This is a genomic window from Vulcanococcus sp. DEBay_Sum29NL08_54 (assembly GCF_017859255.1).
Classification (GTDB): Bacteria; Cyanobacteriota; Cyanobacteriia; order PCC-6307; family Cyanobiaceae; genus Vulcanococcus.
In genome coordinates, this window is record NZ_JAFMNJ010000014.1 from 1 (window position 1) to 13,815 (window position 13,815).

General features: G+C 63.3%; 18 protein-coding genes and 1 tRNA gene. 4 read left to right on the top strand and 15 right to left on the bottom strand.

The genetic code is table 11. The annotated features are described in order from the left end of the window. Window positions 1–409: 409 nt before the first annotated feature. Entirely contained in the window at window positions 410–625 is a 216-nt protein-coding gene (locus QZ186_RS06575; protein ID WP_247476220.1) for a phycobilisome linker polypeptide, read from the bottom strand. 37 nt (window positions 626–662) lie between these two features. Continuing rightward, a complete protein-coding gene (locus QZ186_RS06580; RefSeq protein WP_247476221.1) occupies window positions 663–1,508 on the bottom strand; it encodes a phycobilisome linker polypeptide in 846 nt (281 codons plus the stop codon). A 186-nt stretch (window positions 1,509–1,694) separates the two neighbouring features. On the opposite strand from QZ186_RS06580, the gene QZ186_RS06585 reads away from it, so the two are divergent. After that, window positions 1,695–2,123: a hypothetical protein gene (locus QZ186_RS06585; RefSeq protein ID WP_247476222.1), complete on the top strand. Its 429-nt coding sequence runs from the start codon at window positions 1,695–1,697 to the stop codon at window positions 2,121–2,123. On the opposite strand, the gene QZ186_RS06590 is transcribed toward QZ186_RS06585, so the two are convergent. The 12 genes from QZ186_RS06590 to psbB form a co-directional block, all read right to left on the bottom strand. Then, on the bottom strand, window positions 2,124–2,870 hold the full coding sequence (locus QZ186_RS06590) for a phycobilisome rod-core linker polypeptide (protein ID WP_247476223.1): 747 nt from the start codon (window positions 2,868–2,870) through the stop codon (window positions 2,124–2,126). Between the two features lie 117 nt (window positions 2,871–2,987). Beyond that, window positions 2,988–3,581 (bottom strand): chromophore lyase CpcT/CpeT, encoded by a 594-nt coding sequence (locus tag QZ186_RS06595; RefSeq protein WP_247476224.1) that lies wholly within the window; start codon window positions 3,579–3,581, stop codon window positions 2,988–2,990. 38 nt (window positions 3,582–3,619) lie between these two features. Continuing rightward, window positions 3,620–3,856, bottom strand: a complete 237-nt coding sequence (locus QZ186_RS06600) for a hypothetical protein (RefSeq protein ID WP_247476226.1) — start codon at window positions 3,854–3,856, stop codon at window positions 3,620–3,622. Between the two features lie 43 nt (window positions 3,857–3,899). Beyond that, a tRNA-Phe gene (locus QZ186_RS06605) sits at window positions 3,900–3,972 on the bottom strand. A gap of 79 nt (window positions 3,973–4,051) precedes the next feature. Beyond that, window positions 4,052–4,321 (bottom strand): DUF2470 domain-containing protein, encoded by a 270-nt coding sequence (locus QZ186_RS06610; RefSeq protein ID WP_247476228.1) that lies wholly within the window; start codon window positions 4,319–4,321, stop codon window positions 4,052–4,054. Between the two features lie 152 nt (window positions 4,322–4,473). Continuing rightward, window positions 4,474–5,733 (bottom strand): FGGY-family carbohydrate kinase, encoded by a 1,260-nt coding sequence (locus QZ186_RS06615; protein WP_296416218.1) that lies wholly within the window; start codon window positions 5,731–5,733, stop codon window positions 4,474–4,476. After that, on the bottom strand, window positions 5,730–6,965 hold the full coding sequence (metK, locus tag QZ186_RS06620; protein ID WP_010314693.1) for a methionine adenosyltransferase: 1,236 nt from the start codon (window positions 6,963–6,965) through the stop codon (window positions 5,730–5,732). Before metK ends, QZ186_RS06615 begins: the two co-directional genes overlap by 4 nt. Window positions 6,966–6,980: 15 nt before the next feature. Further along, window positions 6,981–7,781 carry an HAD family hydrolase gene (locus QZ186_RS06625; protein WP_010314691.1) on the bottom strand — a complete coding sequence of 267 codons (801 nt, stop codon included), beginning with the start codon at window positions 7,779–7,781 and terminating at the stop codon, window positions 6,981–6,983. 9 nt (window positions 7,782–7,790) lie between these two features. Beyond that, the gene (locus tag QZ186_RS06630; RefSeq protein WP_247476231.1) at window positions 7,791–8,855 is read right to left on the bottom strand and encodes a 30S ribosomal protein S1; all 1,065 of its coding nucleotides are present in this window, start codon (window positions 8,853–8,855) and stop codon (window positions 7,791–7,793) included. Window positions 8,856–8,969: 114 nt separating this feature from the next. Then, window positions 8,970–9,452 (bottom strand): transcriptional regulator NrdR, encoded by a 483-nt coding sequence (gene nrdR / locus QZ186_RS06635; RefSeq protein ID WP_010314686.1) that lies wholly within the window; start codon window positions 9,450–9,452, stop codon window positions 8,970–8,972. 239 nt (window positions 9,453–9,691) lie between these two features. After that, a complete protein-coding gene (locus tag QZ186_RS06640) occupies window positions 9,692–9,787 on the bottom strand; it encodes a photosystem II reaction center protein T (protein ID WP_010314684.1) in 96 nt (31 codons plus the stop codon). A gap of 18 nt (window positions 9,788–9,805) precedes the next feature. Continuing rightward, window positions 9,806–11,365, bottom strand: coding sequence for a photosystem II chlorophyll-binding protein CP47 (gene psbB / locus QZ186_RS06645; RefSeq protein WP_010314680.1), 1,560 nt, complete (start codon window positions 11,363–11,365; stop codon window positions 9,806–9,808). Window positions 11,366–11,643: 278 nt separating this feature from the next. Here psbB and QZ186_RS06650 point away from each other — a divergent pair, with 278 nt between their 5' ends. After that, window positions 11,644–12,102, top strand: coding sequence for a 2Fe-2S iron-sulfur cluster-binding protein (locus QZ186_RS06650; RefSeq protein ID WP_247476233.1), 459 nt, complete (start codon window positions 11,644–11,646; stop codon window positions 12,100–12,102). Between the two features lie 48 nt (window positions 12,103–12,150). Next, complete coding sequence (gene psbM, locus QZ186_RS06655; protein ID WP_010314676.1) at window positions 12,151–12,255, top strand: photosystem II reaction center protein PsbM; 105 nt, start codon at window positions 12,151–12,153, stop codon at window positions 12,253–12,255. Window positions 12,256–12,419: 164 nt separating this feature from the next. Here psbM and QZ186_RS06660 read toward each other — a convergent pair whose 3' ends face one another. Beyond that, complete coding sequence (locus QZ186_RS06660) at window positions 12,420–13,268, bottom strand: universal stress protein (RefSeq protein ID WP_247476235.1); 849 nt, start codon at window positions 13,266–13,268, stop codon at window positions 12,420–12,422. 66 nt (window positions 13,269–13,334) lie between these two features. Here QZ186_RS06660 and QZ186_RS06665 point away from each other — a divergent pair, with 66 nt between their 5' ends. Beyond that, window positions 13,335–13,805, top strand: a complete 471-nt coding sequence (locus QZ186_RS06665) for a thioesterase family protein (RefSeq protein ID WP_247476237.1) — start codon at window positions 13,335–13,337, stop codon at window positions 13,803–13,805. Window positions 13,806–13,815: the final 10 nt, after the last annotated feature.

The window sequence follows — 13,815 nt, forward strand, 5'->3', positions numbered from 1 at the left end:
GACCAGCGTTCAGGAATTCGCCGCGGGCGTCAGCCTGGGCAACAACCTTGGTGAAGGCGTCGAACATTGATTAACTCCTGTTCTCGACGTGAGTCGGGGAGAAGGGATGAGGGGGAAGTGAATCAGGGAACCCAGGGGGCTGAGCACTGATCACGGAACCAACCGAGCAAGCAGACCGGAAGGCCGCCCCATCGCTTGGCCCGACCATTGTTGGACATGCCTATGGCTGTCATCAGATCTGCTTAACAAACGGTCATCGGAGAGCCCAGATCGACTGGCCTGCAATGGATCTCCCGAATGAGAGAAGGGTCGCAGGCGCGGCTCGCGCGCCCACAAACGCCAACAAAAAAGCCCCCTGCATGCAGGGGGCTAAAGGACGCGGCGATCAAACCGCTGGGTGGCTCAAAACTCAGTCGGCGTCGACGCCACCGCTGACCTGGACGCCGGTGATCTTGCCGCCCATGCGCTGAACCATGCGCATGGTTTCGTTCATCCGGGTGTAGGGCACGTTCATGACCACATCCGCAGTGCGGGAGTAGTCGTTGTTGGCCAGACCGGTCACGGTGAAGGACACCTGACGGTCGTTGCTGAAGCTGGTGCCGCGGTTGCCTGCAGAAACCTTCATCGGAATGCGGGGGTAATCAGATCAGAACAGGAACCGATCAGTTGACCGGAGTGATGCTGGCGATCCGGCCGCCCTCGCGGTGGATCTGCTGCTGGTACTGGAGCAGCTTGTTGAAGGGGATGAAGCGCACGCGGTTGCTGCGCTTGTGCAGGCGGTAGTTGTTGAAGCCTGCGATCTCCACGCGGAAGGTGCGACCCTCTTCGCCGGCACCGACGCCCTGGCGGGTGACGCCATCGGCGGTGACCTTGCGGAAGGCGTTGCCCTTGGCGTTGGGGCTCACGACGGGAACCGGCTGCTCGGCGTGAACGGAGGGGTTCAGGCGGGACTGGTTCTTGGTCAGATCACCCTTGACGGACGCAGCAGCGCCACGGGCGAGCTGCAGCATGTAAGAGAACTGCAGGCCCTGCTGGCCGACGGAGTAGTTCCAACCGTGCAGGTAGGGAACACCTTCCTCACCAAAGCGCTCCTGGTACTCGGCGCTATCCAGGTAAGAGTCGATCTCGGCTTCAAAACCCTGCTCCTGCAGGATCGTGAAGTGGTGCAGCATCTCGGCCTTGTTCTGGGGAGCGCGGCCCAGCAGATGCTTGAAGTTGAGCTCGATGAAGCGGTAAGCGTTCGTGCTCTCGAAGAACTTGGTGCGGTAGAGGCCACTCTTGGCCACCTGGCGCACAAACTCACGCACGCTCAGATAACCGCGCTTGAAGAGCGATTCAGGGCCCTCGAGACGCTCGCTGGCCATGACGTACTGGTTGCCGAGCACCTGCTGGTAGACGGCACGGATCAGAGCGGCCTTGTCGTCGCAGGAACCGGTGGTCCAGTTCTCATTGACGCGGTTGTTGGCGTAACGCTCGATGCCCAGATAGGCAGCGTTGGCAAGGGTCATGGGCTTGGGGTGCGTGCTGAGGGCGTGGTGACGCGCCGGTTGGCAACCTGCGCAAATTGATGCCAAGACCGGATCCTATGGGGGCCGTTTGCCATCCTCTAGGCCCTTTCAGAAACGTTACAAAAATCAGCCCTGGCGTCAGGGTGGAACGCCGATACCATCCGGCCAAATGCATTGCGTCCAGGGATGTCTGCCACTCCATCCACCGCCGCAGGTTCCGCAACGGAAGGCTCCATGCCCTTGCGGCTCAGCAGCCAGCTCGAGGCCCTGAGTCAAGTCGGAGAGACCCTGACCTTCCGCCTGCTTGAGCTGGAAGAGCGCCTGACAGCCATCGAAGCGCAGCTGGAGGAGCTCAGCACCAGCAGTGGCCCCGAGCTCCAGGCCAGCGACGCCGCCGAGATGCTGGCGGGAACCGAAGAGCGCATCGCCCGCCTGGAAGAGCTGCTAAGCACCCCGCAACAACCGCAACGCCTCAACCTGGTGCGCCCCCTGGGGCACATGGATCCCCAAACAGAAAGCCCCTCCGCCGGCTTTGAGCCAGAGGAGGAGCAGCTGGATCACGATCCCTTCCCGCAGGACGAGGAACAACCCTTTATGGACGAGCTAATCGCCTGATCAGCCGGCTGCACCGGTGCTGAGCATCGACCCTGCCGAGGTCAGGATCACGCGCAGCACCTCGAGGCCGCCGATGGCCGCCAGAGCCAGCCAGGCCTTCTGTGCAAAGGCCGGAGGCTGACCGCCGGCCCAAGCCGCTGACATCTGACCGCCACTGAACTGGGCGCCGCCACCGGCAAACGGATTAGCCGGAGCACGGCGTGCGGAGATCTCCCGCCAGTAGGCGTCGTAGCGAGGCGCCTGTTGGTTGAAAGGCATCTGGGCCTTGGCATGGCCGGCCAGGGCCCGTCCGCGCTGATAGGGAACCTCATCAAAGCCGAAGTTCTCCAGGTATTCCTTGGAGTCCAGCAGGGTGTTCACCAGGCCCTCAAGACCCTGGTTGGCAATCACGATCGACCAGGCAATGCGCTCTTGATCACCGTTGACCTCACGGCCCAGGACCCGGCCGACCAACTGCTCCACCACCCGGTAGTTGCTGTTGCACTGGTAGAAGCCCTGCTGAAATTTGCGGGAGAGCAACAACCCGCGCACAAAGTCACGGACGGTGATGTCGCCATTGCGCAGTTGGCTCTCGAGCATCGGCTCGCGATCCACCTTGAAGGCATGGAACAGGATCTGGCGATAGGCACGCTCGATCTGCTCCTCCACATCCCCGTGGCTCCGTGGGGCTTCATCACCACCGATGGCGAAGTTGTCGACCCGGGCGTTCTGGGTAATCGGCTTCGGATCCAGCAGCGGTAATGCCATATCAAGGGAAAAAACCTCGCCGGCGAACCTATCGATGGGTTTTCGCTGAACGCACTGCGGCCGCGAAGATCACATACAGCTTCATTCCCCGCAATCAAGCTTCACCAACAAGCAGCTCTAGAGGGTGAGCCAGTCCGCGGGTAATTCAGCGCTGTAGTCCGCCACCCGTTCAAATTCAAACGGTCCCGCCAGGGAGCCCCAGAGCTGCTCATGGGTCTGAGGGTCATGGCCGCGATCAATGGTTCGCATGCCGCGCGCTCCCAGCTCAAAGCTGCTCACCAGATAGGAGGTCGCGCCTTTGCGCTCCACCAAGCAGCGGCAGCCGGGCTCAACTTCTCCTTTGAAGCCCTCGGGGGTTTCCTCCACCACATAGGCACAGCCCTCCAGGGGAGTCAGATCAGCGGCGGTGATCTGAGCGCGGAGCTCCGCGTTATCGATCGCCCCCCAGAAGCGTTGGTCGTCGCGGATCGCCTGGTTGTGAATCACCAGACCATTGCCGCGCTGCTCAGCCTTCAGCACCCGCAACCGGTAGGGCGCCGCAGGGTTGATCGCATAGGACTGATCGAGCAGCAGAGAGCCCGGCTCCAGCTGGGGCAGCGGCCGGAACTTCACCAGGATGTGGGCGTAAAGCGGCGGGTTCTCGAAGGCCTGATGCTCGTTGCTGAACCCAGCACTCAATTGACGCAGAAGGCGGGCAAAGGGGCTGCTCATCAGCAACTGGTGGTTGCCGGGATCCTATGGGCTGCCGGCTAAAGGCCCAGGAGACGAATTCGAAAGTCAGCCACCTGGCTGGCCCGATCGGGGTTGCTCAACATGAAGGGGTGCTCACTGCACTCCGCGATGGCCTGCTGCTTTTTTTCGTCGGTGGACAGCCCCTCGTGGCGACCGGTCGACTGATGACGCTTCCAGGCCGCGTCAAACACCATTCCAAAGCTGTCGGCGTTATCGAACAGCTCACCCGGCTTCTCAGGGATATGGATCGGCATGACAAGCGGACAAGCTGACGCTTGAAGGCTACGAGGTTGAAGATGCCAGGACCCAGATTTGAACTGGGGACACGGCGATTTTCAATCGCCTGCTCTACCAACTGAGCTATCCCGGCCCGTCGCTCGCGCGACCTGCGGATCTTAGATCACGGCCCCCCTCGGCTTCGGGGAGAAGGGCCATCCGGATCAGCCGTTTCAGGCCTGCGGCATCGCCCGCAACATCGCCACCAGGGTGCGGTGGGCATCCTCACTGTCACTCAGGGTGTGATCGAAGCGAACTTCGACGCTGGCCCCGTCGACCTCCAACTCCATGGCCTCCGGACGGACAGCCACCATCCGCGCCGCCCCTGGGGCCTCGATGCCGCCGTAGTGGCGGGCGTAGGCCAGGACCGCCTCAGCGTGGTCGTCATTCATGTGCTTACAGATCCGATCACTCACGGCGGAGGTGAGAGGGTCAGCGGCCATCGGGATCCTGCGGATCGGCTGATTCTGAAGCCTGCCCTAGGCCCCTGCGAAGCGCTGCCAGAGCAGAAGACCCAGACGGATTCCCGAGAAGCCCACGTAGCCCGCCAGGATCACAAACAAGCCAATCGAGAGCCAGGAGGCGAGGCGTTCCTTCACGGGGGGCAGACAGCAGAGAGCGCCAGTCTGGCCATGCCCGAGGCCGCGCTGCACTGGGGCCGGTTCAGCACCGGAACCCCCAGGATGCGTTGACGGATCAGCCGCCACTGGGGATTGCGGGCCCCACCGCCCAAGCTGATCACCCGCTGAACCGGCTCAGCGCCCAGGCGCTGCAGGGCCGCCCAGCCCTGGGCCTCAATCCGCGCCAAACCCTCCAGCAATCCCTGCAGGTAGAGCGCATCGCTGATGGGCCGGGGCTCCAGGACCGGCTCCAGGGTCGGATCGTCCACCGGGAAGCGCTCGCCGGGCCGAGGCAGGGGCCGAAGCGCCAGGCCGCTGCTGGAGCGCGGATCAATCTGACGACTCAACTCAACGAGGAGGGCATCGGAGAAGAACTGGCGCAGGACCCCAGCCCCGGCATTGGAGGCGCCCCCCACGAGCCACCGGCCCGCCACCCGATGACAACTGATGCCCGGTCCCGCTAGCGGTTGCGCCGCAAATTGCTTGAGCACCAAGGTGGTGCCGAGCACCGTCACCCCATCACCGGGCTGGGGATCAGCCGCCAGGACCGCGGCATTGGCATCGGTGCTGCCCGCCACCACCTGGCACGGGGCCGGTAACCCCAGGGCGCTCCGGGCGTTCTGCGAGAGGGGCCCAAGGACCGCGCCGGAGCGCACCACCTCCGGCAGCGCCGCACTCCAGGGTTGCTCAGCAATGGCGCCTTGCCAGCACTGCCGGCCCAGGTCCCATCCCAGGCGGAGGTTGTTGCCTTCCTCGCCGAAGCGCCAGTCCCCAAGCAACCACCCGCTCAGCCAGTCGGCCTGATGACGCATCAGGAGGGAGCTAGAGCCACTCCCCTCGAGCAAGCGCAGCACCCGGGCCAGGCTGCCACTGGCACTGGCGGCTGGAGCAGAAGCGCTGCCCGCCAGCACGGCTGCCGCCGAGGCCTGCTCAGGGCAGGCCAGGAAATAGGGCAGGGCCTGGCCCCTGGGATCGCCATTGGCGGCGCAGGCCAGCACGGTGCCCGAGGTGCCATCGACCGCGACAGCGGCCACCCGATCACGCAGCTCTTGAGGCAACTCTGCGCAGAGGGAAACCACCCCCTCGCGCCAGCCCTGGGGGTCCTCAAAACAGCGGGGGTAGTTCGCAGATCGCTCCGCCAGCAGGGTGCCGGAGGGATCCATCAGTGCCAGACGCAGGCCACTGGTACCCAGGTCAATCCCTAGGCCCAGGGGCTCACGGCTGGCTGCAATCAAGCGGCGGCAGCTTGCTTGAGAGTTGCAGCGACGGCCTCGACGTTCTCCCAGGGGAGGTTCAGGTCACTGCGGCCGAAGTGGCCGTAAGCAGCGACGTCCTGGTAGAAGTCTCCGCCGCGCTGCTGGGGCAGATTGCGCAGGCCGAAGGTGTCGATGATCGCGCCGGGGCGCAGATCGAAGTTCTCCTGAACCAGGGCGGTGAGGGCGTCATTGCTGACCACGCCGGTGCCGAAGCTCTCGACCAGGATGCTGACCGGCTTGGCCACACCGATGGCATAGCTCAGCTGAACCTCAGCCTTGCGGGCCAGACCCGCGGCCACCAGGGCCTTCGCCACGTAGCGAGCGGCATAAGCCGCGGAGCGGTCCACCTTGGTGGGATCTTTGCCGGAGAAGGCACCACCGCCATGGCGGGCATAGCCGCCATAGGTGTCAACGATGATCTTGCGGCCGGTGAGACCGGCATCCCCTTGGGGACCACCGACCACGAACTTGCCGGTGGGGTTCACCAGGAAGCGGGTGCTGTCCTTAGAGGGCTTCAGGCTGAGGTCCGCGGTGGCGGGCTCCACCACATGGCTCCAGAGGTCCGCCGAGATGCGCTCACGGATGGCCTTCTCTTCGCTCACCCCATCGATCTCAGAGATGTGCTGGGTGGAGATCAAGATCGTGTCGATCGCCACGGGCTGGTCGTTCTCGTAAACGACGCTGACCTGGGTTTTGCCGTCAGGCAGCAGATAGGGGAGGGTGCCGTTGTGGCGCACCTCAGCCAGGCGCCGCGAGAGGCGGTGGGCCAGGCTGATGGGGAGCGGCATCAGCTCCGGGGTCTCGTTGCAGGCGAAACCAAACATGATTCCCTGGTCACCCGCACCGACCAGATCCAGGGGGTCACCGGCGTGGTCGTCGGCCTCGTTCACACCCTGGGCAATGTCCGGCGACTGCTGATCCAGGGCCACCAACACCGCACAGCTATTGGCATCGAAACCACCTGCGCGAGCGCCGGAATAGCCGATCTTTTCGATCACACCGCGCACCAGGCCGATGTAATCGACCTTGGCGGTGGTGGTGACCTCACCAGTAATCAGGCAAAGCCCGGTGTTGACCACGGTTTCGCAGGCCACCCGGGACGCCGGGTCCTGAGCCAGCAGGGCGTCCAGCACCGCATCACTCACCTGGTCGCAGATCTTGTCGGGATGACCTTCGGTCACCGACTCCGAGGTGAAGACGTAACGACTCATTCCCGAGTGAAGCCACTAATGCGTAGGGGCCAACTTAGGGGAGCGACGCACGCTCAACTCACTCCAGGCATGCACCAACGGATGCGGCTCCGCCAAGGGCGGTGGCGTGCGCCAGGCCGCGGTGTAACCCAGCGCCAAGGGATGGGGAATCCCTGCAGCGACGGCCATGCGCAGATCACTGTTGGCGTCGCCGATCAGGGCGCAGCGGCGCGGTTCAACGCCGAGCTCCGCGCACAGCCCGTGGACCGCCGCCGGGTCGGGTTTGCGCGGTCGATGCTCGGCGCTCCAGAGCCCGCAGAAGTAATCCCGCAGTCCATGGGCCCTGAGGAAGTGCTCAATGCCGGCCATGTCGTCGTTGCTGATCACAGCGCAACGCACCCCGGCCAATCGCAACTGCTCAAGCCAAGGCAGAAGGCCCTCGGTCGTCGCGCTCGTGGGCAGCGGGGCATCCGTGGAGCGGCGGGCATCCACGGCATCAGCCTCGGCAAAGACCCGCTCACTCAGGGCCAGCGCCTCGGGCCAGCCCAGACCGACCTGAACCAAGGCGGTGGCCGTCGCGATCAGGTTGTGATCGCGGCTAGCCACCGCCGTGATCCCCGCGGGACAGACGGAATCGGCACGCAGGCCATAGGCCCGTTGCAGCAAATCCTTGAGCGGCTCACGCCGCTCGGAGCTGACCAGCTCCAGACAGAGAAAAACCCTGGCTTCCGCCAGGGTGAGTAGCTGGGGCTCACTGATGCTGAGGGTGCCGTCCTTGTCGAACAGCACCGCATCAATGGCTCCAAGCTCCGTGCCACGCAACAGGAGCTCAGCCATGGCTCAGCTTCACTCGTAACCCATTTCGCCGTCTTCAGCCTGCTCAAGCAGCATCTGCTTGTAGCGAGCGGCCATTTCCTCAGCCTTCTCGAAGACCTTCTGGGGATCGGTGAGCATGTCACCGGGCTCGGGCTCGAGGGCTTTGGTCGAGAGGGAGATACGACCACGCTCGGCGTCGAGGTCGATGATCATGACCTTCATCTGGTCATTGACATTGAGGACCGTGTGAGGGGTCTCAATGTGCTCGTGGCTGATCTCAGAGATGTGCAGCAGGCCGCTGACACCGCCGATGTCGATGAAGGCGCCGTAGGGCTTGATGCCGCGGACGGTACCGATGACCACTTCGCCCACTTCCAGGCGGTTCATCTTGCGCTCCACCAGGGCGCGGCGATGGCTGAGGACGAGGCGGTTGCGCTCTTCGTCCACCTCAAGGAACTTCAGGGGCAGGAACTCAGCAACCAGCTCTTCCTTGGGCTTGCGGGTGCTGATGTGGCTGCCGGGGATAAAGCCACGCAGACCTTCCACACGCACCAGTGCACCACCACGGTTGGTGGCAAACACTTCGCTGTAGATGGTGGCGTCTTCCTTCTGCAGCTGACGAACACGCTCCCAGGCGCGCTGGTACTCGATCCGGCGGATCGAAAGGGTGAGCTGACCGTCCTCGTTCTCTTCGCTGAGGATGAAGAACTCGCGCTCTTCGCCGGGCTCGAGCACGTCGCTGATGTGCTCAACACGGTTGATCGACACCTCCTGCATGGGCATGAAGGCGGCGGTCTTGGCGCCGATGTCAATCATCGAGCCCTTGGGCTCGATGGCGAACACGGTGCCCTTCACCACGTCGCCAGGCTTGAAGTTGTAGTCGTACTTGCTCAGCAGCGACGCGAACTCATCCAGGGTGAAGCCAACGCCGTCGAGATCGCGGGCCACAGCACGGCTGCTGGGGTCGTCGGCGCTGGGCACCTCTTCCGGAATATCCAGATCGAGCTCAGCAGCAGCGTCAACCACGTCTTGATCGACAGCCTCAACGGCCACGTCGGTCTCGCTGGTGTTGAGATCGGAAGGGGTCACGGTCATGGAGAGTCGGCGGACTGCCCGAGGCAGCGCGAAGGAACCGATGCGTCAGCCGCCACCGACGCAGGGGAATCCAAAACTATAGAGGTCAGCTGCGGACGGGCCCTTCAGGCGTCTCTAACCAACCGCTGCCAAGGATTTGCCCTTGGGCTTGCGGTTCAGACCGTCCAAGGTGGCGACGAAATCGGCAACGCTCTGAAACTGGCGGTAGACCGAGGCAAACCGGATGTAGGCCACATCGCTCATCCCCGCCAGGTGCTGCAGGGCTAATTCGCCGATGTCCTTGCTGGAGACTTCGCGGCCCGTGCGCCCCTGAAGCTCCAACTCCAGTTCATCGACGACCAGCTCAAGACGGCTGGGCTCGAGCCCGGTTTTATCGCAAGCCCGCAGCAGACCATGCAGCAACTTGCTGCGATTGAAGGCCTCACGATTCCCACTGCGCTTCAAGACCGTGATCGGTGCCGTCTCCACCCGCTCGTAGGTGGTGAAGCGGAACTCGCAGTTCAGGCACTCCCGACGGCGACGCACACTCCGGCCGGTGTCCGCGGAACGCGATTCGAGAACGCGGCTATCGGTGTGCTGACAGGAGGGGCACTGCATGCCCGAGATTCCGCCCGAGAAGATGCTCAAGTTTAGACAGAACAATTGCCTTTGAGAAGGGCTGCCGCAACTTGGGTCTTGCCAAGCAACAGGCCAACTCCCGCCGCGAGCCGGTGAGACTCAGGTGTCAATCAAGATCCCGCCAAGTCGAAATGAGATTGCCTTAAGGGAAGCCACGGCGTTCAAGCAACAAAAAACCCCCGCTTTTGGCGGGGGTCGTTGAACTCCTGAGAGTCAAATCACTTGCCGATCTTCGGGGGATCGCGGAAGGCGATCGCGAAAAACAGGGTGGAGATGGCTAACGCCAGGATCAGGATGTAAGCGAAGCTTTCCATGAGTTACCTCCGAGGCGCTCAGCTGAGGGTGGTGCCTGCGGGGGGCACGTAGCCCTCCGGCAGACGACGGGTGGAACGGTCGCCCAGTTTCTGGAACAGACCGAACTCAACCTGCTCACCGAGATCGGGGTCGATACCGGCGAACACATCGCGGTAGAGGGTGCGAGCACCGTGCCAGATGTGACCGAAGAAGAACAGCAGCGCGAAGCAGGCGTGTCCGAAGGTGAACCAGCCGCGGGGTGAACTGCGGAAGGTGCCGTCAGAGTGATAGGTCTCACGGTCGAACTCGAAGGCTTCGCCGAGCTGGGCCTTACGAGCCAGGCGCTTCACGTCAGCAGGATCGGTGAAGGTCTGACCGTTGAGGGCGCCGCCATAGACGGTGGCGGTCACGCCGGTCTGCTCGAAGGAGTACTTCGCTTCAGCGCGGCGGAAAGGAATGTCAGCGCGGACGATGCCCTGGCTGTCTTCAAGAACCACAGGGAAGTTCTCGAAGAAGTTGGGCAGACGACGCACCTCGAGATCACGACCCTGGCTATCGGTGAAGGACACGTGTCCGAGCCAGCCGGTGGGCAGGCCATCACCGTTCACCATCGGACCCACGCGGAACAGGCCGCCTTTGGCAGGGCTGTTGCCGACGTAGTCGTAGAAGGCGAGCTTCTCAGGAATCTGGGCGTAGGCCTGTTCCTTGGTGGCACCGTTGTCCAGAGCGGTCTGAACGCGGCGGTTGATCTCGGTCTTGAAGTAACCCTGGTCCCACTGGTAGCGGGTCGGGCCAAAGAGTTCGATCGGGGTCGCTGCAGCGCCGTACCACATGGTTCCGGCCACGATGAAGGCGGCAAAGAACACAGCGGCAATGGCGCTGGCGAGAACGGTCTCGATGTTGCCCATCCGAAGAGCCTTGTAGAGGCGCTCGGGCGGACGGGTGGTGATGTGGAAGATGCCGGCAATGATGCCGACGATGCCTGCGGCGATGTGGTGGGCAACGATGCCACCGGGGTTGAAGGGGTTGAAGCCCTCAGGTCCCCAAGAGGGTTGAACCGCTTCAAGGTGGCCGGTGACGCCGTAGGGGTCAGAGACCCACATACCGGGGCCGAACACACCGGTCAGGTGGAACGCACCAAAACCAAAGCAGCCAAGGCCAGCCAGCAGCAGGTGGATGCCGAAGATCTTGGGGAGGTCCAGAGCAGGCTCGCCAGTGCGAGGGTCCTGCCAGATCTCCAGATCCCAGTAGGTCCAGTGCCAGATGGCGGCCAGCATCAAGAGGCCACTAAAAACGATGTGAGCAGCTGCCACACCTTCGAAGCTCCAGAAGCCGGGGTCAACACCGGTGGCACCGGTGATGCTCCAGCCGCCCCAGCTATCCGTCACGCCCAGGCGAGCCATGAACGGCATGACGAACATGCCCTGGCGCCACATGGGGTTGAGCACCGGGTCGGAGGGATCGAAGATGGCCAGCTCATAGAGCGCCATGGAGCCGGCCCAGCCAGCAACCAAGGCAGTGTGCATGAGGTGCACGGCGAGCAAACGGCCCGGGTCGTTAATCACGACCGTGTGCACCCGATACCAGGGCAATCCCATGGGGGTCAGGTCCGAGGAAACAATCCAGCCTTCCGCTTCAGAAAACCGAAATCGGAAGTCAGCGCGATCAGGGTTTGCCAGCGAAAGCCAGCAGACACTTGATCCGTGCTCGCGATCGTAAGGGGTTCAGCTGACGGAACGTTTTGATCGCCGCCGAGCTGAAACGTGCCGTGACGGGAAAACGACGCTGGGGCCCAAAGGCGTGGCCCCACCCGCGGCGGCGCGGTTACAAATCGCAATCCATTCCCTCAGAATGGAGGAATTCCGAACCTCCAGCCATGCCCGTCATTCGTTTTGTTCGCGAGGGGCGGGATGTGGAGTGCTATCCGGGCGAGAACCTGCGCGAGGTCGCCCTGCGCGAGGGACTTGAGCTCTATGGCCTGAAAGGACAGCTCGGGAACTGCGGCGGCTGCGGGCAGTGCATCACCTGTTTTGTTGATGTGGTGGGCGAAAGCAGTCCCGGCAGCCTCAGTGGCCGGACCGCCGTCGAGGAGCAGAAACTGCGCCGCCGTCCCCAGACCTGGCGCCTGGCCTGCCAAACCCTGGTCCAACAATCGGTGCTGGTGCTGACCCGGCCCCAGGTGCGTTTTGGGGACGCCGAGGCGCGCATCGCTGCGGCCAAAGCCAGCCCTCTACCCGCCGGACCCACGGCCTGGCCCGAGCCGGAGCCCCAAGACGAGGACAGCCTGGAATCCGCTGAGGACGCCGAAAGCACAACGAGGGATGAAGAGGCCTGATCAAGCCCCGTTGGCGGTGATACGGTCACCGAGCTCAAGACTTTTGCGATGGAAACCAACGACCTCGGCTTCGTCGCCAGCCTGATGTTCGTGCTGGTTCCGACGGTGTTCCTGATTGTTCTGTACATCCAGACCAGCAGCCGCCAGAGCTGACCGCTCCAGTTCAATGGTTCCGAAAAACCCTGGACGCATCCATGTGATGCATCCGGGGTTTTCTTTGTCTCAGTTCTGAATCAGCAGCAGAACAGCGAAAACCCCCTAGGGCCTGGAGTCCTAGGGGGTTTCTTCTTACTCGAGTCAGCCGCGACTGCAGGCGGCTACTGACGCCCTTCGGGTTCGCGCACCAGAAGAACCGGAGCCGGTGCATGGACCCTGATGTAGTCACTCACCGAGGACCCGAGCAGACGATCGATATCGACCAGCCCGCGGGCCACCAGGGGACGACGGTCCTGCGAAGCAATCACGACCAAGTCAGCCTTGTGCTCTTCAGCGGCCTGACAGAAGCCGCGTCCGATGTCACCGGTGCCGTGGATCGCCTTCATCTCCACACCAAAGCCGCGGGCGCGCTGGACAGCCTTATCGAGCAACTCGTCGGCAGGGGTTGAACCGCCACGGGACGGCGCGATGTCCTGGCGGCTGATGTGAACGCCGAGCAGGCTGCTGCCGGGCACATCGCGCACTAATTCACAGGCCAGCTTCAGGGCATCGTCGCCAACGCCAGTGCCATCGATCGCCACCATCACGCGGTTGATGTGACGGACATAAAGGTCGTCACGCACCAGCAACATCGGGCGAGTCGAGAGCTGGAAGACGTACTGGCTGGCGCTGTTGCTCAGGATCGACTGGAGCCGGCCCAGGCCCCGCGAGCCCATCACGATCAGGTCGGCATCAAGCTCATCGGCCACCTTCAAGACCGTTTGCTTGGTGTCGCCCTGGCGAATGATCGTGTTGACCTCCGAAGGATTCAGCCCCAGCCGCTGAACGGCTTCAGCAACAATTCCAGCGGCTTTTTGGGAGTGCTCGGCATAGTCCTGACCAGCCTGCTCAGCGACGACATGGAGCAGATTGATGCGGGCCTGACGCACGGTTGGAATGTCGCGCAGCATGCGCACCATTTCCTCAACGTGACCTTTGCCTGAATCGGCGATCAGAAGATTGCGAAACACATCCCAGGAGCGCGTTGGGGCAGCCTATGGCTGAATTGCGCGCAACCTCGACTTGTGCCAGAGACCGTGACGGAGCAGCAACATGACCGCCCCTGGCGCCTCAAGCGCTCGGTCCTGCCGCAACACACCGACCATGCCGGAGTGATGTGGCATGGCAGCTACTTGGCCTGGCTTGAGGAAGCCCGGGTCGAAGCCCTCCGTCAGGCGGGACTGGCCTACAGCGCCCTCTCTGAGCGCGGCCTGGAACTGCCGGTTGTCTCACTGCAGATCGATTACCGCCAAGCCCTCCTTCATGGCGAGCACGTACAAGTGCTGAGCTGGGTTCTGCCGCAACAGGGGGTCAAGCTGCCCTGGCGCAGCCAGTTCATCAAGACGGACGGCAGCGTCGCCGCCGAGGCGCGCGTGGAGCTGGTCCTGGTGGACCTCAGCCAAGGCCCAGGGCAGCGGCGATTGCTGCGCAGGGCACCTGAAGATCTGCGCGAGGCCCTCGCGCAACTCAGGGCAGGCCCAGGACCAGACTCAACCGTCTCGCTATAGTACAGACGTA

Excerpts from the sequence above, each read along its gene's own strand:
- QZ186_RS06580 (WP_247476221.1), bottom strand. The coding sequence starts at position 1,508 with ATGACCCTTGCCAACGCTGCCTATCTGGGCATCGAGCGTTACGCCAAC.
- QZ186_RS06640 (WP_010314684.1), bottom strand. The coding sequence starts at position 9,787 with ATGGAAAGCTTCGCTTACATCCTGATCCTGGCGTTAGCCATCTCCACC.
- psbB (WP_010314680.1), bottom strand. The coding sequence starts at position 11,365 with ATGGGATTGCCCTGGTATCGGGTGCACACGGTCGTGATTAACGACCCG.
- QZ186_RS06600 (WP_247476226.1), bottom strand. The coding sequence starts at position 3,856 with ATGCCGATCCATATCCCTGAGAAGCCGGGTGAGCTGTTCGATAACGCC.
- QZ186_RS06585 (WP_247476222.1), top strand. The coding sequence starts at position 1,695 with ATGTCTGCCACTCCATCCACCGCCGCAGGTTCCGCAACGGAAGGCTCC.
- QZ186_RS06650 (WP_247476233.1), top strand. The coding sequence starts at position 11,644 with ATGCCCGTCATTCGTTTTGTTCGCGAGGGGCGGGATGTGGAGTGCTAT.
- psbM (WP_010314676.1), top strand. The coding sequence starts at position 12,151 with ATGGAAACCAACGACCTCGGCTTCGTCGCCAGCCTGATGTTCGTGCTG.
- nrdR (WP_010314686.1), bottom strand. The coding sequence starts at position 9,452 with ATGCAGTGCCCCTCCTGTCAGCACACCGATAGCCGCGTTCTCGAATCG.
- QZ186_RS06590 (WP_247476223.1), bottom strand. The coding sequence starts at position 2,870 with ATGGCATTACCGCTGCTGGATCCGAAGCCGATTACCCAGAACGCCCGG.
- QZ186_RS06630 (WP_247476231.1), bottom strand. The coding sequence starts at position 8,855 with ATGACCGTGACCCCTTCCGATCTCAACACCAGCGAGACCGACGTGGCC.
- QZ186_RS06575 (WP_247476220.1), bottom strand. The coding sequence starts at position 625 with ATGAAGGTTTCTGCAGGCAACCGCGGCACCAGCTTCAGCAACGACCGT.
- QZ186_RS06610 (WP_247476228.1), bottom strand. The coding sequence starts at position 4,321 with ATGGCCGCTGACCCTCTCACCTCCGCCGTGAGTGATCGGATCTGTAAG.
- QZ186_RS06625 (WP_010314691.1), bottom strand. The coding sequence starts at position 7,781 with ATGGCTGAGCTCCTGTTGCGTGGCACGGAGCTTGGAGCCATTGATGCG.
- QZ186_RS06595 (WP_247476224.1), bottom strand. The coding sequence starts at position 3,581 with ATGAGCAGCCCCTTTGCCCGCCTTCTGCGTCAATTGAGTGCTGGGTTC.
- metK (WP_010314693.1), bottom strand. The coding sequence starts at position 6,965 with ATGAGTCGTTACGTCTTCACCTCGGAGTCGGTGACCGAAGGTCATCCC.